This is a genomic window from Sporosarcina sp. P2 (assembly GCF_002743255.1).
GTDB lineage: Bacteria > Bacillota > Bacilli > Bacillales_A > Planococcaceae > Sporosarcina.
Genome location: NZ_PDYY01000001.1, coordinates 183,339 through 204,563, shown reverse-complemented (window position 1 = coordinate 204,563; position 21,225 = coordinate 183,339). Strand labels below are relative to the sequence as shown.

16 protein-coding genes and 3 pseudogenes are annotated in these 21,225 nt (G+C 43.8%); 4 read left to right on the top strand and 15 right to left on the bottom strand.

Annotated elements, in window-relative coordinates; genetic code table 11:
* Positions 1-447 precede the first annotated feature (447 nt).
* The 7 genes from CSV67_RS00960 to CSV67_RS00930 all read right to left on the bottom strand — a co-directional run bounded on the left by CSV67_RS00960 (position 448) and on the right by CSV67_RS00930 (position 8,586).
* Positions 448-1,992, bottom strand: a complete 1,545-nt coding sequence (locus CSV67_RS00960) for an acyl-CoA carboxylase subunit beta (protein WP_099629759.1) — start codon at positions 1,990-1,992, stop codon at positions 448-450.
* A gap of 26 nt (positions 1,993-2,018) precedes the next feature.
* The gene (locus CSV67_RS00955; RefSeq protein ID WP_099629758.1) at positions 2,019-2,801 is read right to left on the bottom strand and encodes an enoyl-CoA hydratase; all 783 of its coding nucleotides are present in this window, start codon (positions 2,799-2,801) and stop codon (positions 2,019-2,021) included.
* 13 nt (positions 2,802-2,814) lie between these two features.
* Entirely contained in the window at positions 2,815-3,720 is a 906-nt protein-coding gene (locus CSV67_RS00950; protein WP_099629757.1) for a hydroxymethylglutaryl-CoA lyase, read from the bottom strand.
* Positions 3,721-3,743: 23 nt separating this feature from the next.
* Positions 3,744-3,956 carry an acetyl-CoA carboxylase biotin carboxyl carrier protein subunit gene (locus CSV67_RS00945; RefSeq protein ID WP_099629756.1) on the bottom strand — a complete coding sequence of 71 codons (213 nt, stop codon included), beginning with the start codon at positions 3,954-3,956 and terminating at the stop codon, positions 3,744-3,746.
* Positions 3,957-3,972: 16 nt separating this feature from the next.
* Entirely contained in the window at positions 3,973-5,340 is a 1,368-nt protein-coding gene (locus CSV67_RS00940; protein WP_099629755.1) for an acetyl-CoA carboxylase biotin carboxylase subunit, read from the bottom strand.
* 98 nt (positions 5,341-5,438) lie between these two features.
* Positions 5,439-7,406 carry an acetate--CoA ligase gene (locus CSV67_RS00935; RefSeq protein WP_099629754.1) on the bottom strand — a complete coding sequence of 656 codons (1,968 nt, stop codon included), beginning with the start codon at positions 7,404-7,406 and terminating at the stop codon, positions 5,439-5,441.
* Between the two features lie 40 nt (positions 7,407-7,446).
* The gene (locus CSV67_RS00930; RefSeq protein ID WP_099629753.1) at positions 7,447-8,586 is read right to left on the bottom strand and encodes an acyl-CoA dehydrogenase; all 1,140 of its coding nucleotides are present in this window, start codon (positions 8,584-8,586) and stop codon (positions 7,447-7,449) included.
* A 272-nt stretch (positions 8,587-8,858) separates the two neighbouring features.
* Here CSV67_RS00930 and CSV67_RS00925 point away from each other — a divergent pair, with 272 nt between their 5' ends.
* Positions 8,859-10,667 (top strand): helix-turn-helix domain-containing protein, encoded by a 1,809-nt coding sequence (locus CSV67_RS00925; RefSeq protein WP_099629752.1) that lies wholly within the window; start codon positions 8,859-8,861, stop codon positions 10,665-10,667.
* Between the two features lie 298 nt (positions 10,668-10,965).
* Here the strand turns inward: CSV67_RS00925 and CSV67_RS00920 are convergent.
* Positions 10,966-11,319 (bottom strand): annotated as a pseudogene (locus CSV67_RS00920) (steroid 3-ketoacyl-CoA thiolase); the annotation flags it as partial.
* A gap of 109 nt (positions 11,320-11,428) precedes the next feature.
* On the opposite strand from CSV67_RS00920, the gene CSV67_RS00915 reads away from it, so the two are divergent.
* Together CSV67_RS00915 and CSV67_RS00910 are read left to right on the top strand one after the other, a co-directional pair.
* Positions 11,429-11,848: a transcriptional regulator gene (locus CSV67_RS00915; protein WP_143560668.1), complete on the top strand. Its 420-nt coding sequence runs from the start codon at positions 11,429-11,431 to the stop codon at positions 11,846-11,848.
* Positions 11,849-13,162 carry a sigma-54 interaction domain-containing protein gene (locus CSV67_RS00910; RefSeq protein WP_099629750.1) on the top strand — a complete coding sequence of 438 codons (1,314 nt, stop codon included), beginning with the start codon at positions 11,849-11,851 and terminating at the stop codon, positions 13,160-13,162.
* Positions 13,163-13,594: 432 nt separating this feature from the next.
* On the opposite strand, the gene CSV67_RS00905 is transcribed toward CSV67_RS00910, so the two are convergent.
* Positions 13,595-13,885 (bottom strand): MerR family transcriptional regulator, encoded by a 291-nt coding sequence (locus CSV67_RS00905; RefSeq protein WP_158232853.1) that lies wholly within the window; start codon positions 13,883-13,885, stop codon positions 13,595-13,597.
* 27 nt (positions 13,886-13,912) lie between these two features.
* Complete coding sequence (locus CSV67_RS00900; protein WP_099629748.1) at positions 13,913-14,092, bottom strand: hypothetical protein; 180 nt, start codon at positions 14,090-14,092, stop codon at positions 13,913-13,915.
* A 338-nt stretch (positions 14,093-14,430) separates the two neighbouring features.
* Between CSV67_RS00900 and CSV67_RS00895 the strand changes: the two are divergent.
* Positions 14,431-15,469, top strand: a pseudogene (locus CSV67_RS00895) (IS630 family transposase).
* A gap of 407 nt (positions 15,470-15,876) precedes the next feature.
* Here the strand turns inward: CSV67_RS00895 and CSV67_RS00890 are convergent.
* The 5 genes and pseudogenes from CSV67_RS00890 to CSV67_RS00870 form a co-directional block, all read right to left on the bottom strand.
* Positions 15,877-16,653 carry an enoyl-CoA hydratase/isomerase family protein gene (locus CSV67_RS00890; RefSeq protein WP_099629747.1) on the bottom strand — a complete coding sequence of 259 codons (777 nt, stop codon included), beginning with the start codon at positions 16,651-16,653 and terminating at the stop codon, positions 15,877-15,879.
* A gap of 49 nt (positions 16,654-16,702) precedes the next feature.
* Positions 16,703-17,473, bottom strand: coding sequence for a 3-hydroxyacyl-CoA dehydrogenase (locus tag CSV67_RS00885; protein ID WP_099629746.1), 771 nt, complete (start codon positions 17,471-17,473; stop codon positions 16,703-16,705).
* A 38-nt stretch (positions 17,474-17,511) separates the two neighbouring features.
* Positions 17,512-18,622 (bottom strand): annotated as a pseudogene (locus CSV67_RS00880) (acyl-CoA dehydrogenase family protein).
* 118 nt (positions 18,623-18,740) lie between these two features.
* Positions 18,741-19,550 (bottom strand): enoyl-CoA hydratase, encoded by an 810-nt coding sequence (locus tag CSV67_RS00875; RefSeq protein WP_099629745.1) that lies wholly within the window; start codon positions 19,548-19,550, stop codon positions 18,741-18,743.
* A gap of 8 nt (positions 19,551-19,558) precedes the next feature.
* Positions 19,559-21,088, bottom strand: a complete 1,530-nt coding sequence (locus CSV67_RS00870) for a class I adenylate-forming enzyme family protein (protein WP_099629744.1) — start codon at positions 21,086-21,088, stop codon at positions 19,559-19,561.
* Positions 21,089-21,225 lie beyond the last annotated feature (137 nt).

The window sequence follows — 21,225 nt, the reverse complement described above, 5'->3', positions numbered from 1 at the left end:
TAAAAACGGCTAGTGTGCGATATATTCTCATTTTTGATTTGTCAGTAGTAATGAGTATGTCTTCCTCGTGCGCCTTCTATCCCCCACTCCTCTCAAAGTGCAGCATTTCACAAAGTATATTACGATTAAATTTAGAAAAGGTAATAAGCTAAGAATTTGTATGACTTTCGTATGGAAGACTTTGGAATTTTAATGTTGCTATTTGAAGTCTCATACAAATAGCACGGTATACATTGATTTAACAATGCTACCGTGCTTCTTTAGATCATATCTAGATTTCACTTTATTACGTTCCAAAAAGACATGAAAAATGCAATAGTAGCAATTGTTTGCGCGCTGTGTGTATACGTTTTGTATATCCATTCTCAAAATGGAAAATTGCTGAATCTGACACGTAAATAGTTAATTAAAAGTCCCTCTCGGTGACGCGGGACCTGTCTGCTTCCATCACACCGGATAAACTGGATGCTTACGTTCCGTAAACTGGATATATTTCGTCGCATACGCTTCGTAGCGCGTAATCAGCTCATCGCGCAGTGAGTCTGCTGGGATGATACCGTCAATAATCATTTCGGAAGCTAAATGGTAAATGTCGATATCTTCTTTGTATTCGCTGCGTTTCGCTTCAATATAAGCTGCGCGCTCTTCTTCGGGCAACGCAGCAATTTTGTTTGCGTAGACTGCGTTGACAGCTGCGTCAGGCCCCATGACCGCGATGGAAGCGGATGGCAGTGCTAAACACGCATCCGGTTCAAATGCCGGGCCTGCCATGGCGTACAGACCTGCGCCGTATGCTTTGCGAACAATGACGGAAATTTTCGGCACAGTCGCTTCTGACATCGCAGAAATCATTTTTGCGCCGTGGCGGATGATGCCTGCGCGTTCTACTTTTGTTCCGATCATGAATCCAGGCACGTCGACTAAGAACAGCAGCGGAATATGGAATGCGTCGCAAAGGTTGATGAACTTTGCCGCTTTGTCAGCAGTGTCGTGGAATAGCACGCCGCCTTTAACGCGCGGCTGGTTCGCGATAATGCCGACCGCTTTTCCATCGATGCGCGCAAGACCAGTAATGAGCTCGCCTGCAAATAGCTTCTTAATTTCGAAGAATGAACCTTCATCGATAATCCCTTTGATCAAGTCGTGCATATTAAACGGAGCGTTTTCATTTTTCGGAATGATTTCTTCCAGTGCCTTATTCAGCTGTATCGGCGCCACTGCATCACGTACAGGCGGATTTTCCGAGAAGTTTGCCGGGAAATACGATAAATATCTTCGCGCCGCTGCGATTGCGTCTTCTTCGTTTTTTGCGAGCACATCGCCGCATCCTGAAATTGAGCAGTGCATTCGTGCGCCGCCCATTTCTTCAAGTGTTACTTTTTCACCGATGACCATTTCCGCCATGCGCGGCGATCCAAGGTACATCGAAGCGTTTTTGTCGACCATAATGACGATATCGCAAAACGCTGGGATATACGCGCCGCCAGCAGCTGACGGACCGAACAAGACGCAGACTTGCGGAATACGACCGGATAATTTCACTTGATTGTAAAAAATTTTCCCCGCACCGCGGCGACCTGGGAACATTTCGACTTGATCCGTAATTCGTGCACCCGCAGAATCGACTAAGTAAACGAGCGGCACATTCAATTTTTCAGCGGTTTCTTGGATTCGGATAATTTTTTCCACTGTTCGCGCGCCCCATGAGCCTGCTTTGATTGTGGAATCATTCGCCATGACGCAAACAACTTGGCCGTTAATCTTCCCCATGCCTGTTACCACTCCGTCAGCAGGAAGATCGCCCGCCATGCAGTTCGCGAATTGGCCGTCTTCGATTTCAAGATCCGAATCGAATAATAATCTTAAGCGGTCCCGGACGAACATTTTCCCTTGTTCCGCATTTTTCTCATGGTATTTCTGCGCGCCACCTTTTTTAATCTGCTCAACTCTTTCATTCAATGCTTGCTGCAAAGATTTCGTATCGGTTGTCATAGTCCTGCCTCCCTTATCATCATTCATCATTCGCCAGTATATATAGGCTTGCGTTTTTCCTTGAATGCCTGCAGTCCTTCGAGCCGGTCTTTGGAAGGAATCGTCACTTCATAGGCATTTTGTTCGATTGCGAGCCCCGTCTGCAGTTCTACATCATAGCCGTGGTCAATTGCGAACTTCGCCTGCGCGACAGCGAGCGGACCGTTGGCAGCGATTTGTCCCGCGACAGTAAGCGCTTGATCCATCAACTGATCAGGCGCCACCATGTATTCAGCAAGCCCGATTTCCGATGCTTCTGTCGCTTCGACTTTGCGCGCTGTGAAAATAAGCTCTTTCGCACGTCCTTTGCCGATCAATCTCGGCAGTCGTTGCGTTCCGCCAGCTCCCGGAATAATGCCGAGCGAAGTTTCCGTCAATCCAAACTTTGCCGTCTCCGCTACAATCCGGATGTCGCATGCCAGGGCCAGTTCTGTCCCGCCGCCGAGCGCAACGCCGTTGACTGCAGCTATGACCGGCTGCGGCAATGATTCAATGCCGTTAATTGTCTGACGGATCAACGAAACCGTCTTGCGCACCTCGACCGGATTCATTCCTAGGCGTTCCTTTAAATCAGCGCCTGCACAAAAAGCTTTTTCACCAGCGCCCGTTATAATAACAACGCGGATTTCCCGGTCGTAGCGGCATTCCTGCAGTGCATTGTAAAGCCCGCCCAGCATCTCAACTGACAATGCATTCGCCGCGTCCGGACGATTCAATAAAATGACCGCAATTCCGTCGTTGCGCTTCTCTAATACCACATTATTGCCCATTTACTCACGTCCTTCACTTATCATGCGCACCGGTAGCCTGCAAGTTCTTACTTGGAAGCGCCCGGCCGATTTTTTCTTGGATAAACGCGGACGCTGCTAAAATTATCTCACCATCGACGCCGGTATGAATATCCATTCCATGCAGCATATACAATAAATCTTCTGTCGCTACATTGCCTGAAGCACCCGGTGCGTATGGACAGCCGCCGAGCCCGCCAACAGAACTGTCGAACACCGTAATGCCCATATCAAGTGACGCCAGGACATTCGCTAAAGCTGTCCCGCGTGTGTCATGGAAATGCATTGCCAATTTGTCTGCCGGAAAACGTTTCAGCAGTACGTCAAGCACTTCCTGGACTTGCCGAGGATTCGCAACGCCGATCGTATCGCCAAGCGACAATTCGTCAATGCCCATATCAAACAGCGACTCCGACACGCGGACGACCGCTTCCGTATCGACTACGCCTTCGTATGGACAGCCGAACACTGTAGACACATAGCCTCTCGTCTTCTTGTTTGCCATTTTCGCGCCTTGGACAATTTCTTTTAATACAGGCAGTGTTTCCTTGATCGTTTTATTAATATTTTTCATATTATGCGTTTCGCTCGCTGACATGAACACCGCCGCTTCATCGATATGTGCTTCAAAAGCCCGTTCAAGCCCTTGACGGTTCGGGACGAGCGCCGAATAAGAGACGCCCGGCTCCCGATTAATGCCCGCCATTACTTCAGCTGCGTCCGCGAGCGCCGGAATCCATTTCGGATTGACGAAAGACGTCACTTCAATCGAAGTCAGGCCACTTTTAGACAACTCATTAATCCAGGCGATTTTGTCCTTTGTCGGAATGAAGATTTTTTCGTTCTGCAGCCCGTCTCGCGGTCCGACTTCTTTAATCGTAATTGTTTTAGGCCATTTCATCGTTTCATCTCCTTCTACAGGAATTATTCAATGACTGCGATGACGTCTCCTTCATTGACGAATTCGCCTTCGTTCACTTTTACATCTTTTACGACACCATCAAAATCAGTTGCAATCGGTATTTCCATTTTCATCGATTCCAAGATGACGATGTCTTGATCTTCTTCTACTTCATCTCCTGCTTTCACGAGTACTTTCCAAACGCTTCCTGCCATGCTTGCAGTAATTTCTGTCATAGTAATCCCCCCAAAGTCATTTCGTTTGTTTTTGTTTTTTCTTCTTCTTCGTCAAATATTTTTCTACGAATTCCGTTGTCGTATCCCCAATACGGAATGCTTCATGTGCTGCTACTTCCTGAAGCATTGGAATATTCGTCTTGATGCCTTCGATATGGTAGGTCGAAAGCGCTTCCTGCAGGCGGTCGATCGCTTCGTCGCGGTCTTTACCTTTGACGACAAGTTTCGCAATCATCGGGTCATAAAACGGTGTGACAATCGACTCACCGTGTACTGCCAATTCGTGGCGGATGCCCGGTCCTTCTGGCAACTTAAGTTTTGTGATGGTCCCCGGTGAAGGGAAAAATGTTTTCGGATCTTCAGCGTAAATACGTACTTCAATTGCATGTCCGTCGCGTTTGACGTCTTCCTGCGCAAATGTAAGTGTTTTTCCCGCTGCGATATCAAGCTGCTCTTTCACTAAGTCGAGCCCCGTAATTTCTTCTGTAATCGGATGCTCAACTTGTAGCCGTGTATTCATTTCAAGAAAGTAGAAGTTTTGGTCTGCGTCGACTAAAAACTCGATCGTGCCAGCATTTCTATAGCCAATGGACTTCGCCGCTTTAACCGCTGCTTCACCCATTTTTCTTCGTGTCTCTTCTGAAATGAATGAAGACGGAGCTTCTTCTACGACTTTTTGGTGGCGGCGCTGGATTGAGCACTCGCGCTCCCATAAGTACACTGTATTTCCACTATTGTCCGCTAAGATTTGAATTTCGATATGGCGCGGATTCTCGACGAATTTTTCAATATACATCGCGCCATCACCGAAGAAATCAGTTGCTCGTTTTTGATTGCCTTCGAACGCTTTGTGAATTTCGTCAGCGCTGTAGACGACTTGCATGCCGATTCCACCGCCGCCCGCAGACGCCTTCAGCATAACCGGATAGCCGATAGTTTCCGCCGCTTCGATCGCTTCTTCAGCGTCTGCAAGCGCACGGGTGATACCCGGCACGACCGGAACACCGGCTTTTTCCATCGCCTTGCGCGCTGCAATTTTGCTGCCCATTTCAGAAATGACTTCCGGCGAAGGCCCGATGAACACGAATCCTTCTTCTTCGCAGCGGCGTGCAAATTCAGCGTTTTCAGAGAGTAGACCATAGCCTGGATGGATCGCTTCCGCTTTCGACTGATGCGCCGCTTCTAAAATTTTATCGATTTTCATATAACTTTCCGTTACGCGCGGTCCGCCGAGCAAATATGCTTCATCCGCATGTTTGACGTGGACAGCTTCCGCATCCGCTTCCGAATAGACACTAACTGTTTTAATACCGTGAGCCCTGCATGTACGCATGACACGGGCCGCTATTTCCCCGCGGTTCGCAATCAAAATCTTTTTAAACATGATATTCACCCTTTCAATTTATCGTGTAATCAAGCTTTCGTGTCCATCCATTTAGGAAAAGGAGGGCCGGCCATAAAAAGACCGGCTCCACTGTTCATTTATTTGCTCGCAGTTTTCGCTTTAATGACGCTCTGAAGTTCCGCAACAGTCGACGGATCTTCAAGCCCCGTCACATCACCTGCGACACTGCCTGTCGTAACGATTTCTTTAATCAGGCGACGCATTATTTTTCCGCTCACCGTTTTAGGCAGGGAGTCCGTTATGATGATTTCTTTCGGTTGGGCGATTTTTCCGATCTGGCGGATGATGTTTTCTTTAATCCGCCCTGCGACTTCCTCCCCGTCTGTTACATTTTCTGAAAGACGGACGAAAACGATAGGCACTTCTCCTTTAATTTCATCCGGCACACCAATGACCGCGCATTCCGCCACGCCTGCACTTTCGAGCACAGCGCTTTCCATTTCCATCGTACTCAAACGGTGGCCTGCGACGTTGAATGCATCGTCTGAACGGCCGACTACCCAAATATAGCCGTCTTCGTCGATCAGTGCGAGATCACTAGCGTAGTAGCTACCGTCGACTTGGCTGTAGTATGAAGCGTAGTAACGTTCCGGCTCTCTCCAAATCGTCCTGCATAGCATCGGGAATGGCTTTTTAATGATCAAGTTGCCAAGCTGCCCGGCTTTCACAGGTTCGCCGGCTTCATTGACGACATCGAATACTGCGCCTAAAAACTGCGTGCCCGAAGACCCGGGTTTCATCGGCGTCAGCCATGCTGCTCCTGCAATCGGCGAGCCGGCCGTTTCGGTCTGCCCCCAAGTGTTGTTAATATAGACTTTTTTCTTGCCTAGCACTTCATATGTCCAGTGCCACGTCTCCGCATCGAACGGCTCGCCGACGAGTGCGATCACGTCAAGGCATGACAAGTCAAACTGCTCGATTGGCTCCTGACCCATGCTTTTCAACATGCGTAGCGCTGTCGGAGCGGTAAATAATTTATTGACACGGTATTTTTCAATGATTTTATAAAAACGTGTTTTCTCGGGATAATCGATCGCTCCTTCGCAAATGACTGTCGTAACGCCGTTCGCAAGGGCTCCGACGATACCCCAAATATGCATCGTCAGCCAGCCGATATCCGCCGTGCACCAAAATACGTCGTCATCGCGATGGTCGAGATGGTATTTCGCATAGACATAGTTTTGCACGACGAATGCCGTACCTGAGTGTACGATTCCTTTCGGCTTTCCCGTCGTGCCACTCGTATAGAAAACGATCCCGCTTTCATTCGCTTCAAGGCGCTCCGGTTCGCAATGGATACTCGCTTTTTCCGTCAGCTCATGCCACCAGTAATCGCGGCCTTTCTGCATGTCGATATCGATGCCCATGCGATTGACGACGATGACCGCTTCAACTGAAGAAGTGGACGGCGCGACTTGATCGACTTTTTCTTTCAAGCGAATTTCTTTGCCGCGGCGCATTGTCGCATCCGCTGTGATAATGACTTTCGGTTCAAAGCTTGCCAATCGGTCGGACAAAGAACGCTCGGAATAGCCTGAGAAGACTGCGTTGTAAATTGCCCCGACACGGAAACACGCGAGCACCGCTATGACGGCTTCCGCCAAATTCGGAAGATAGATCGCGACACAATCGCCTTTTTTCACACCGAACGATCGAAGCACATTAGAAAAACGGTTTACTTCTGCAAGGAGCATCGAATACGTGTAAAACTTCGAATCGCCGTTCTCACCTTCCCAAATGAGCGCTGTCCGGTTACCGGCACCGTTATGTATATGCCGGTCTAGTAAGTTGATGCTAGGATTCGTAATGCCATTCACGAAAAACTTGAAATCAGGGAGTTTGCCGCTGATCGTCTCTGTCCACGGTTCATACCATTCGAGCTCACGGGCTTGCTGATCCCAAAATGCAGCAGGATCTTCCTGGGACTGCCGGAGAAGTTCTTGGAAAGCTTCTGCGCTACCAATCGAAGTCGAGCGCGCCTTTTCTTCACTAGGATAAATAAGTTTACTATTCGCCGCTACTTGTAAAACTCGTTCAATATCCATTCAATCGCCCCTTTGTCAATTCACTAAAACACTTTCAAAATCAGCAGCCGATCTGTTTTGCAATGACCATGCGCTGGACTTCAGACGTACCTTCACCGATTTCTAATAGTTTCGCATCGCGGAAGAAACGTTCAACTTGGTATTCTTTAATATAGCCGTAGCCGCCATGAACCTGCACTGCTTGATCACAGACACGCATGCACATTTCAGAAGCGAATAATTTTGCAAACGCCGCTTCTTTTTTGAACGGGCGCCCTTGATCTTTTAGCCACGCTGCTTTATACACCATATTGCGTGCCAGCTCGATATTCATTGCCATATCCGCGAGTTTGAACTGAATCGCCTGGAAGTTCGAAATGCTTCTGCCGAACTGCTTTCGCTCCTGCGCGTAATTCAACGCCTTCTCGTACGCTCCTTGCGCTACGCCAACAGCCATTGCACCGATGCCGATCCGTCCGCCGTCAAGCGTCGCCAAAAACTGTTTGTAACCGTTTCCAATTTCGCCTAGAAGATTTTCTTTCGGCACCCGGACGTTTTCCAAAATCAATTCCGTCGTGTTAGAAGAATGAAGTCCCATTTTTTCATAGTTTGCGATGACCGTAAATCCTGGTACATCGGTCGGCACGATAAATGCGCTAATGCCGTTCATTCCTTTTGAGCGGTCTGTAATTGCCGTCACAGCAAGATGTTTCGCATAGCTTGCATTCGTAATGAAACACTTCGAACCGTTAATGACCCACTCATCGCCATCAAGAACAGCTGTCGTTTCTGTCCCGCCCGCATCCGACCCCGCATTCGGCTCCGTCAATCCAAACGCCCCGAACGATTCACCCGTACAAATCGGCATTAAATATTTCTTTTTCTGCTCCGGTGTGCCGAACAAATGAATCGGTGCTCCGCCAAGTGAAATATGCGCAGAATACGTGATGCCTGTCGATGCGCAGACTCGGCTTAATTCTTCCGTGACGATAGCAAAACTCGTCGTATCTGCTCCGCCACCGCCGTACTCTTCCGGAAAAGGTAGCCCCATCAAGCCAAGCTCCGAAAACTTTTCAAAAATCTCTTTCGGGAATTCCCCTGTACGATCGCGCTCATCCGCACCCGGCTCCACTTCCGCTTCTGCAAAATCGCGAACCAGCTTGCGCACCATTTGTTGTTCATCCGTCAAATCAAAATTCATATCCAATACCCTCCATTCTTCTTTTACATTCCGTCATTGCCGAAAATCATTGCGCCAACAATCAAGCTGCAAACGCTTTCATTTATCCGTGCACGTTAGACCGACTCACTTTCATCTATCCGTGTACTTTAAACCAACCCACTTTCATTCTATTTCCAATTCATCTATAATTATAAACAATAAAAAAAAACAATTCTATGTGTAATTATCCGAAAGAATTTGTGTGTTTTACACAAAAAACACAAAATACTATAGAGTTAGGATGATAGATTATGCAAGATACGTTAACTCACCGGCAGCTCAAATCTCTTGTACATGTTTCCACTGTCATTAACTCTTCATTAGACATCGAAACGATTTTCGATTTGATTATAGGTGAAGCGATTTCCGCAGTAGACGCAGCAGGAGGCGGTTCCATTTGGGTTTTCGACCTGCAGAAACAGCGCCTGGTGGCCAAATCCGCGCACGGCTTGTTTTATCCGCAAATCTTTAAATCGATTGAATTAAGCAGCGGCGAATCGATGACCGGCATGACGTTTCAAGCGGAAAAAGGGCTTGTGTTTAAAAATGAAGAAGAAATCAAACAGGCGCTTGATACACTTACTCCTTGCAATCGGACGCTGCTCGATGAATCTATTTCGAATAACTTCCACTTCACTTCAGTCATTTCATCACCGATTTTATTGAAAGGAACCTGCATCGGCGTCATTACGCTTGATTCATTCGATAAATCGCTTCATTTCAAAAAAGAAGATATGCAGCTGTTAGAGGCGATTGCCCAGCAAGCCGCTATCGCACTCGAAAAATCGAATATTTATCATAAAGAGAAAAAGACCGTCCAGCTGCTGTCCCGCTCGATCGAAACGCAGCGCAACATCTCCAATCTCGTCGTCAACGGGGAAGGAATTCAGTCCATTATCGACTATATTTACAAAACAATCGGCGAGCATATTTTCTTATTCGATGAGATAGGCGAACTGACGGCTTCTGCCTGCCGCGCGCCCGTTTCAATAGAGATGAACAGCGAACTACTACGCTTTGTGCAACTGAATGACCAGTCGCTCAACAGCCCGTACAGCGTCTCTGAAATCACACTAGGCCTTGAAAAATATCAAGTCATCGCGCTGCCGTTGCAATCGAAAATAAAGCCGCTCGGCACACTCATCATCATCTCAAAAGACCCAATAGGAGAAGTCGGAATCAACGCGCTCGAACACATCTGCACGTTCCTCACGCTCGTGCTCGTCAAAGAACAAGCTGTCTACGAAATACAGCAGCGTCTGCGGAACGAATTCATGACAAAAATTTTATCCGGCCAGGCAATTGATGAAACATTAATGAAGCAGGCAAAAAATCTGCAATTCGACTTGAACCGCAACTACATCGCCGTCATCATTAGCGTCGAAAACAAAGACAAATTGCAGCGCGGAGCTATAAGCGAAAACGTCATCAACAATCTGCTCTATATGACGAATAATAACTTCCTAGGAAAAAACTCGCAAGGCGCCGCGCTTATCGACCAAAACAAGCTCGCCGCCTTATTCTCCTACCCTGCCAAACTGCAGACAGCAAACCCGGCAGGCAGCATTAAAGAACTCGCCTTGCATTTGCAGCAGGAAATCGATAAAACATACAGCGAACTCGACATCACCATCGGCATCGGCAGAATGAAACCAAACCTCGCCGCTGCCCACGAATCATTCAAAGAAGCTGAAAAATGCATTACATTCATGAAAAACTACCATTTCGAAGAACGCGCCCTGTCCTACACAGATCTTGGCATCCAACGTTTCATCTTACGGAATTCAGAAGAAGAACTGCTCGATTTCGTCCACGAAGTCATCGGCCCGCTCATTCAATACGAACGAGCCCGAAAAGGAGACTTGTTGCAAACACTACTTACTTATTTGCGTCAAAACCAAAACATCAAACGAACCGCCGTCGCCCTTCACGTCCACACGAATACGCTAAATTATCGCCTGAAACGTATTGAAGAAATTCTTTCAACCGACCTGACAGATGGCCAACAATTATTTAACATTCAGCTGGCGGGGAATATTTACCACTATATTAAACGGTGACAAGGGGATTGGATCCCTGTCACTGTTTTCATCCAAAAAGTTGGGCTGCATAAAATCCCGGTTCCTTCACAAAATGAAATTTGTAAGCAATAACAAATTCAAAGGAGAATCTTTATAGGAATTATGAACGGCAATCCCCAAGACTGACCAATGCATTAATGACTGAGATTTCAGTCGTGAGTTATGCCACAGTAGTGAAAAATGCCACAATCTTATTGATTGTGGCAGTCTTAAGTATTATATTTTCCTATCTTATTTAAAATAATATACTTGAAATTGGAATGATTTAAAAGCGGTCCTACTCCAATCTTTCAATAACAGTGGCATTCGCCATCCCCATTCCCTCACAGATGGCAAGCAAACCAAATCGTTCGTTTTTCCGTTCTAAACGATTCAACAACGTAACAAGTAATTTTGTTCCTGTCGCTCCGAGTGGATGCCCTAAAGCAATGGCTCTCCCGTCAACATTTAACTTTTCATATTCAGCATCAACATCTTTTAACCAGGCTAGAGGAACTTGAGCAAAAGCCTCATTTACTTCATAGGTATCGATGTCCTTTATAGATAGACCAGCTTTTTTCAATACTTTTCTGGTCGCTTCGATTGGACCTGTCAGCATAAGCGTCGGGTCCGAACCGACAACGGAGCGTGTTTTAGAAAATCAGTTAGGACACGCGCCTGTCCTGAATGAAAAACGAGAACCCATTGGTATCATGTCCACTTCCGAAATCCTCTATTTGTACGATAAAGTTTATGGTCGAATGGAATTAGAATTGGGGTTGATTTTCCATAATTTGAATTTCGGGCTTTTTTCAGTCGATACGCATTTTAATATCATCTCCATCAATCCGTTGGCCAATTCTTTTCTACAATTGTCCGCGGATAATTACACATTTGGTGAACGGGATATTGACGAAACGATTCTCAAACTATTGAATCGTGTTCTGCTAAATAAAGAAGTTGAAGCAAAAACAAAATTAGAATTAAACGGACATAGCCTATTTATCAAATGTTATCCAATAATAGAAAATAATGAATTGACCGGATTAGTGGTCTTGATGGAAGACATGACAAAGCTCGAGGAAACGGCAAGTGAATTAGAGTTTTCAAAAGAATGGGAGGAAAAACTGCGATCCGTCGTGGAATTAGCATATGACGGCATTATTCTTGTGGATAAGTAGATGGAAATCACAATGGTCAACAAAGGATTTTGCGATCTTTATAACATGACAGGAAATGATTTGTTGGGAAAATCCATTACCGAAACCTTTCCGAATCTTGGTCTAGAAGAGGTCGTACGAACAGGGGTGGTATTGAATAATGTTCCAAAGCTGATTGGAGAAACGCAATCGTTAATTACTGTATTACCAATAAAAGATGAGAACATAAATGTCGGAGCCATTTGCAAAATCACCTACCAAGGATTGATTCAATTACAGGGAGCGCTACAAAAAGTGAATAAGCTAGAACAGCAGATCACCTATTATCAAAAGAAATTGAATGAAATTAGGGGAACTAAATACTCCTTGGCTGACATCATTGGCGACTCGCAGCCGATTCGCCGGGCAAAAACGGAGGCACTGGCAGCATCGCGCAGCCGCTCAACCGTGCTTTTACTTGGCGAAAGCGGAACGGGGAAAGAGTTATTTGCACATGGCATCCATGCGGCCTCCCAACAGACAGGTATGTTCGTTCAAGTAAATTGTGCGGCCATCCCGAATGAATTGCTCGAATCTGAGTTTTTCGGCTACGCGGAAGGATCTTTCACTGGTGCAAAAAAGGGCGGAAAAAAAGGGAAGTTTGCGATGGCTCAAAACGGCACTTTATTTCTCGATGAAATCGGTGATATGCCGTTAGAACTTCAAACAAAAATGTTGCGGGTACTGCAAGAAAAAGAGTATGAACCAATTGGCAGCAACCAAATTGTTCAGCTAGACACTAAAATCATTGCTGCAACTAACCAGAACCTGGAAAGGCTCATTGCGGAAGGAAAGTTCAGGGAAGATCTTTATTACAGATTAAATATCATGCGGATTGAAATTCCACACTTACGTGAACGGATGGAGGACATGCCTGACATCGTCGACTCCATAATTTTCCATCTCAATCAATTCGGGTTCCATTTAAATGGCATCACCCATTCCTTACTGACGAAACTGTTGAACTATGATTGGCCCGGGAATATCCGTGAGCTTCAAAACCTATTAGAAAGGGCAGCTAACTTAACACAGAATCACTATATCGATATTGAACAACTTCCTGATTCCATCCATGCACGATTACATGTGTATAACGAACAACCGGAGCATCAACTGTCTACCCCCAAGAAGATTACAAGCGAATCCTATATCAGTTCGATGGAAAAAACTGAAAAAGAACTTATTCAAACGGCTCTTCAGGAAGCTGGAGGAAATAAATCACAAGCAAGTCGGATTCTTGGCGCCAGTCGAACATGGCTTTATGCCAAAATTAAAAAATATCAAATAATGGAATAAAAACAGAGTAGAGGCTGGGACAAAACTTAAAAAACAGTCCGTTCCCCTACGCTACAAAAGGCACGCTTTCCGCGGGGCGCGCTTGAGCCTCCTCGTCGCTGGCGCTCCTGCGGGGTCTCAACATTCGCGCTGAATCCCGCAGGAGTCGGCCTTTTTCCGCTTCGGTACACTCTTGATTACTAACGAATTAAACTTTATAAATACGTTTCAGTGAATTAAAAAAGCTATGAAAGTGTCTTCTCCTTCATACCTTTTGAGGTTGTGTCCCAGCCTCTACTCTATTCTGGACAGACTTGCCCTATTTCCTTCGACAAGCTTTGATACGATTAATTTCTAGTTTCCTCAGCGGACATATAACAATACCCCCTTACCCTTGTACTGATAATGGTGAGTTCTTTTCTTGTGTATAATAATCTCAATGTTTTTTCATCTTCACTTTCGTATATAAGATACGATACTTCCACCATTTTTACGAACTTCATTATTATACCTCTCCATATACTTACCAACTTCTTTTTTATAGAACAGCCACTTGCTCCCTAGGCGTATCTTCGGAAATTCTTCATCGTATAAAATGTGGGTTACAATCGTATTCCAAGACATGTTTAAATATGTAGCTAGTTGCTTTGAATTCACGAAAAATACTACTGATTCAAGTTCTTTTAAATGCTCATCTATTTTCTGAAGATAAAGCCCTTTTAGCTTTTCTTGATCAACTTTCATGGTAATCATTTTTCTTCGACCATCCATTCATTCAGCCACTTGATGTCTTCCTGTAACAAGCTGTCTTTTTCTTCTGTTTCCCCTCTCTATTACTTGGTGCCAATTCGCTTCTTCCCGTTCTAAGTAGGTTTCCCACTCACGCATAACCTTAACTGCCTTTTCTGTTTCTAGTTGCTGCCTAGTTTGGAAAGGTATTATTATCGCCATATATGCCACCTCTTCCGATGAGATCTGTTTCTTCTATTATAAAATTTCAAATCGAAAGAATCAAAAGGTCCTCACTAAAATTTTACAATAATTAACGGGAGAGCATATATATTTATTATGATTTATTGCAGCCGTAGCACCTTTTGGAAAATAACTATTCCTGTATTCGATTCAAAAATAACTTTGGCTATTATAACTGCAATCTTTGCAAAATTATTTGCCATAATTACTTTAGAGTCTATGTACATATTTTATCCGACTATATAAGTTGAATTAAAGATTCCTACATCTCCTAAACGGGTATAGGGATAAAAACACCCTGAAGGGATTGATGACTTATGAATGTCCAAAATCAAATTGTAGAAATTAAAGAAGCTATGCGAACCACTAAGGATCGTGGCCATTTTGAGCGCTACCAAACAATCTTTCTTTATTTAAGCGGTTATAAAATGAAAGAGATTGCCAGATTAATCGGCCGAATTTTCGAAACCGTTGGGATCTATATTGCGAATTATAAAGAAAGTGGGATTGATGGACTTAACCTTGGACATTCCACCGGCAAACCATCAAATTTATCGGAGGAACAAAAGACCATTCTAATAAAAATTGTATCGACTCAAGTCCCTATGGATGTTGGTTTTACAGCCTGATATAACTGGACGCTTGCGCTCATCGTTGAATTTGTTAAAAATGAATGGAGTATTTCCTACTCATTACGCGGGATGTCCGGCGATTTACATCAGCTTGAACTCAGCTATACACGTCCTACCTATACCCTCAAAAAGGCAGATTCGGAAAAGCAGAGGCTATTTGTAGAAGAAACATTCCCTGCGCTAAAAAAAACTTATAAATGAAGAAATTGACCACCTTCTTTTTGATGACGAATCAATGATTCGTGATTACCAAGCGATTCAGCGGACCTGGTTCTTAAAAGGAAAGCAACGACTGATCCCAACATATGGGCAGCATAAAGGCGTGAAATTGATTGGCACATTAGATTATGAAACCGGTGAAATATTTTGCATCGAGGAAGAAAAGTATGACGCAGTCGCTTTTCTAGGCTTCCTAACTAAAGTTCTTGAGCATTATCCTTCAGGAAAAATCGTTATGACTCTGGACAATGCACGCATTCATCATGCGAAGTACCTGCAACCTTTTCTCAAAGAGAATCAATCTCGACTTGAACTTGTTTTTCTGCCTCCCTATAGCCCGCAACTAAATCTTGTAGAGGGCTTATGGAAATGGTTGAAGGAATCTGTTTTTAATAATATCTTTTTCCCAAGTGTTCAAAAAATCACTTTAAAGGTTTGGGAATTTATTCGTGATGTCAACCAACGACACGACGATGTTATTATTCGTCTTTGTGTGAGATTATAAAACCGGATTCATATATTCAACTTATATACTAAATTTATTTTCCTAAGTTGAGGATTTATCGATATCTTTTAAACAATATACGAAGGGTTACTCCAGAATAATGACACACAGGGGTTCGTATTGATGTACATAAGTTAGTTCGATTCCATGAATAATAAATCTACTTGGCAAGAAAATTTTACATATTCCACGAGATTTTAAATAACAAAACTCCATAAAAAGGAGCCTGTAGCAATCCATAAAGGAGTTGCCACGGGCTCTTTTCGTTAATTTCCCAAATTTACTTTTTGAAGGCGTGATGCATTCAATACGACTGATACTGAACGCCATCGCTACGATTGGAATTGCCTTATACTTAGTGACAAAATACTATAAGATATGTTTGTCAATCCATTTTTTATGATGCTTTATTTCCCTAGAAATTCAGGTCGTCTCTTTTCTAAAAATGCTTGCACGCCTTCTTTTACATCTTCTGTGAGAAACAATTCTTGAAACAGTTCAGCTTCTCTTTCGATTGCTTTGTTAAACGGTAATTCAAGACCTTCATCTACCGCCTTTTTAATATTTCTCACCGCAGTAGGTGAGTTCCGACAGATTTTTTTCGCCAATTTGAGCCCTGCGTCCAATCCTTCACCTTTTGGAACAACTCGATTGACCAATCCAATGCGTAAAGCTTCTTCCGCCGTAATATGTTCTCCCGTAAACATTAACTCTTTAGCTCTTGCTTCTCCAATGAGTCGAGGTAAACGTTGTGTTCCACCTCCACCAGGGAGCAAGCCAAGCGTCGATTCCGGTACGCCAAGTAATGCTTGCTCTTCCGAAATGCGTAAATCACAAGTTAGTGCAAGTTCGCAGCCGCCCCCCAGTGCGTACCCGTTTAAGACGGCAATCGTTGGTTTTGGTGAGAAATCAATGCTATTTAAGATCTTATGTGTTTTTAAAAATTCTGGTACTAAATTCGAATTACCCATTTTTTCTGGGAAATCTTTGATCTCTCCCCCAGCCATAAATGCTCGTTCTCCAGCACCTGTAATAATAATGGCTAGTACTTCACTATCCGCGTTCAGTTTAGCGAATGTTTCTCCTAGTGCTTGTATCACTTCTTCGCTCATTGTATTCATCGGCGGATTGTCAATTGTTACAATCGCTATCTTGTCTTGCTTTTCAACTTTTACAACAGACATTACTAATCACCCCATCTTTTTTTGTTGGTCTACGCATCTTTTCATCTAATTACTTGGGTTGCATGCGAATCGCGCCGTCTAAACGAATGACTTCACCGTTTAACATCGGATTTTCAATAATACTGTTAACAAGACGAGCGTATTCACTTGGGTGACCTAAGCGACTCGGGAATGGAACCATTGCTCCTAAAGCTTCTTTCATTGGTTCAGGAGCACTGCCAAGTAATGGTGTATCGAATAAACCCGGTGCTATCGTCAAGACACGAATGCCGTATTCTGCTAGATCTCTTGCAATCGGAAGCGTCATCCCAACGATTCCTCCTTTCGACGCACTGTATGCCGCTTGCCCAATTTGCCCTTCAAATGCAGCGACGGAAGCTGTATTGACAATGACGCCTCGCTCTCCATTTTCGTTCGGTTCGTTTTGAGCCATTTTTTCTGCTGCTAAACGAATGACATTGAATGTGCCAATCAAATTCACTTCAACCGTTTTCTTGAAAACATCCAATGCGAACGGACCTTTTCGACCATATGTTTTTTGAGCACTGCCAATTCCTGCACAGTTAATGGTCGCAGTGATTTTCCCGAACTGTTCCACCGCTTGATTTAAAGCCGATTGGACCGATTCCTCGTCTGCTACGTTTGTTTGTACATAATGTACATTGTCTTCTCCTAGTTCTTCAACTAAGTTCTTTCCGCGTTCCTCGTTTAAATCAAGAATAACTGCTTTTCCACCCTGTCCAACAATACCTCTTACCGTAGCTTCTCCTAAACCTGAAGATCCACCTGAAACGACAGCAACACTGTTTGTAATTTCCATTTTTCATCTCTCCCTAGTATAAGTTTACTAAAAATAAGTTACAGTCCAAGATTTCTTGCAATGCTATTTTTCATGATTTCATTTGAACCTGCATAAATCGGCATGACTGCCACTTCGCGATAACGACGAGCAATGTCGGATTCCTCCATATATCCATAGCCACCGTGAAGTTGCAGGCACCTTGCGGACATTCGTCTGGCCATATCCGTAACCCACCATTTCGCCATAGAAACTTCCGTTACGATTGCTTCCCCGTTCATATGCCGGGTTGATAAGTCATCCAAGAACGTTCGTGCCACAGTTAGCTCTGTTGCCATTTCTGCAATTTCAAATTGCGTGTTTTGGAATGAACTAATCGGCTGCCCAAAAGCATGCCTTTCCTTCACATAATTCATCGTTGTCTGCAGCATTTCTTGTGCGACGACTAATGCTCCATTCGAACACATCAATCTCTCTTGTTGTAGCTTATCCATCAAATAATAGAACCCTTTACCTTCTTCACCGAGTAGATTGGCAACAGGGACACGAGCATCTTCAAAAGTCAGTTCCGCCGTATCTTGAGAATATGCACCCATCTTTTTCAAATTGCGTCCGCGTTAAAAGCCGGGTGTATCTCCTTCAATAAGTATCATGCTTATGCCTTTATGAGCAAGAATTGCTTTTGGATCCGTCTTGACAGCAAGGAAAATTAAGTCCGCGTTAATACCATTTGTAATAAATGTTTTTTGCCCATTAATAACGTAGTCATTTCCATCCCGTACCGCTTTTGTACTTATACCTGACAAGTCAGATCCCACGGCTGGTTCTGACATGGCAACGGCGGTAATTAGATCGCCACTCACACATTTCGGCAAATACTTGTTTTTCTGTTCTTCCGTACCGTATCTTTCCAAGTAAGGAACGACAATGGAGCTATGTAAATTGCCCCAGCAGTCCCTCCCCCGATTCGACTCAACTCTTCCGATAAAATCAAGTTAAATCCAAAATCAAGTCCTAACCCGCCGTACTTAGGATCTACTTGTGGACAAAGAAAACCTTGTTCGCCCATTTTTTATACAATTCACGAGACACAATGCAATCTTCTTCCCATCGTTTAAAATAAGGCGTAACTTCTTGCTCGATAAAATTACGTAGGGAAATCCGAAACATCTCTTGCTCTTCATTGTAAAAAGGCCTTTCTTTTCTAAATAGATTAAAAGAAGCTGGTTTAAATTTAATAGCCTTTTTAGTAGACACCGCTCATCTCCCCTTCCTATTTCCCAAGAATTCATTCACCCTTAAATATTGGTTTCCTTTTTTCTATAAATGCTTGTATGCCCTCTAAGTGATCAGATGTTTGTCTCATTTTAATCTGACCATTTTTTTCAAGTTTCAAAATGTGAATCAACTCTTCACAGTTCACTTCAGTGAAAATTTGTTTTGACTGAATTAGAGGTTGTATAGGACTTGCTAGCCATTTTTCTACTTGCCTTTCGACAGCTCCTTGCAAATCATCCGCGAGCTCATCAATCATCCCAATGTCAAAAGCCTCGCTGGCGGAAAGTACGCTCGCATTCCAAATGACTTGTTTCGCCTTCGCTTCTCCCAGTTTTTTAAGTAAAAAGTAATGAGCCCCAACATCAGGTATTAATCCAATGCCGTTAAAATTCATTGCTATTTTACTGTCTGTTTGGGCGATTGTATAGTCGGTAGCCAGTGCCAAACTTAACCCGCCGCCGGCAGCAGCACCATGAATCGCTGCAATTGTCACTTTCGGAAGCGTGTATAAGGCTACAGCAATTTCACTAACCAAATCCATCATTGTTTCAAGATCCAAGTCCGGGGACATACTTTTAATATCCGCACCCGAAGAAAAAGCATTTCCATTTCCTTTGAAAATAATAATATGAATTGATTTAGTAACGCGCAGTTCTTTTAATAACTGATGAAATTCCACAAACATATCCAGGGTAAAAGCATTCATCGATTTAGGTCTGTTAAAAGAAACCGTTGCTACTCTGCCTTTAACAGCTACCGTCATGTACTTTGTTTTCGACAACGGTGTGATTGACAAGAAATTCCCCTCCCTATATCCCATCTAAAAAGTTACTTTCTTTCTCTCAACTGACGCTTGAGTATTTTGCCCGATGGATTACGCGGCAATGCATCAATAAATTCCACCTCTTTAACTCTTTGGAAGTTGGCCAATTTCTCATTGCTAAAGAGCATCATATCTTCTGCGCTACATGACTGATCCTTTTTCAACACGATATAGGCTTTAACTGCCTCTCCCCATCGTTCATTTGGAATCCCTATAACAGCCACTTCTTCTACAGCTGGATGCCTTTGTACAACCTCTTCGATATCTTTTGGATAGATATTCACGCCACCGCTAATCAGCATGTCTTTTTTCCGGTCAAGAAGATAATAGAAGCCATCGCAATCTATTCTGCCCATGTCTCCCGTGCAATACCAACCGCCTGGAAGGAAGGTCTCTTCGGTTTGCTCAGGAGATTTATAATATTCACTAAATAGATACGGGCTGCGAATCGCAAATTCGCCATCTTCCCCTAGACCAACATCGTTGCCATCCGCATCAATCAGCCTGACTTCCACTTCCTTTTCCTTTAATTTCCTCCCAATGCTTGTTGCTTTATTTATGACATCTTCAGGTCTTAGAGTAATATAAGCCGATGTCTCCGAGCTTCCGAAGAACTCAGTCAAGTCACATCTGAATTTGCCAACAATCTGCTTTTTCATTTCTGCGGATAAAGGTGCGGCAGCTGCGATTAATAATTGCAAGGATGAGAATTGGAATTTTTCTAATTCTGGCACTTGTAGTAAGTAATGATATTGCGTCGGTACAAAAAAGGCATGTGTAATTTGGTGATCTTCTATCCATTGCAGCGTAAGTTTAGGGTTAAATTCACGCATAATGATAAGTCTGGAACCCAACAAAGGTAAGAGCCAACTGAAGGTAAGACCTACACTGTGATAGAGGGGAACCGTTATCAATGTGACCGACGAAGAATTCATTTCCCATTCTTCTGTGAAACAATGCACACGCTTAAATGTTGTTCCGCCATCGATTACGATTCCCTTCGGCAAAGAAGTTGTCCCTGAGGTAAACATAATGTTAAATGTGTCATCCGGATTTACCAAGACAGTCGGGTCCTCTGTAGAACCATGCTGAAGCATTGATTCGTAATTGCTAAAGGGTGTTTCCGGCTTCGCATCTAGTACGATAATTGTTTTATTGGATACGTACGATAGCTGGTCTTTAACGACCTCAATTTTTGGAAGTAACTCTCCTTCTACAAAAACGTATCTAGCATCGGATCCATTCAGCAGACCTGATAGAGAATCTCCTTCTAGCATGTAGTTAATGGGTAGACATACAGCACCTACAACTGAAATTGCGTAGTAAATCTCTGGCATTTCCAGTCGGTTTCGCATATAGACAGCGATATGATCTCCCTTTGTTACCCCTAATTCCAATAGAGAATTTGCTATAGCATTTACACGGTGATACAAGTCTAGAAATGTTAATGCTTGCTCATAACAGACAATAGCGACTTCATGAGGTTTTTCGTCAGCAAACACTTGTAAACCCATCTGCATATTTTTAACCTTCATTACGCACACCGTCCTTTTCGTTAATTGTCGTTTTCCCGTGATTCACGTAAATGCTGGCATATTTCTCATTAGATATTCAAAACTTTTTTATGCCCCCTTCACAGTTATTATTTTTATTTACACCTAATACATAATGC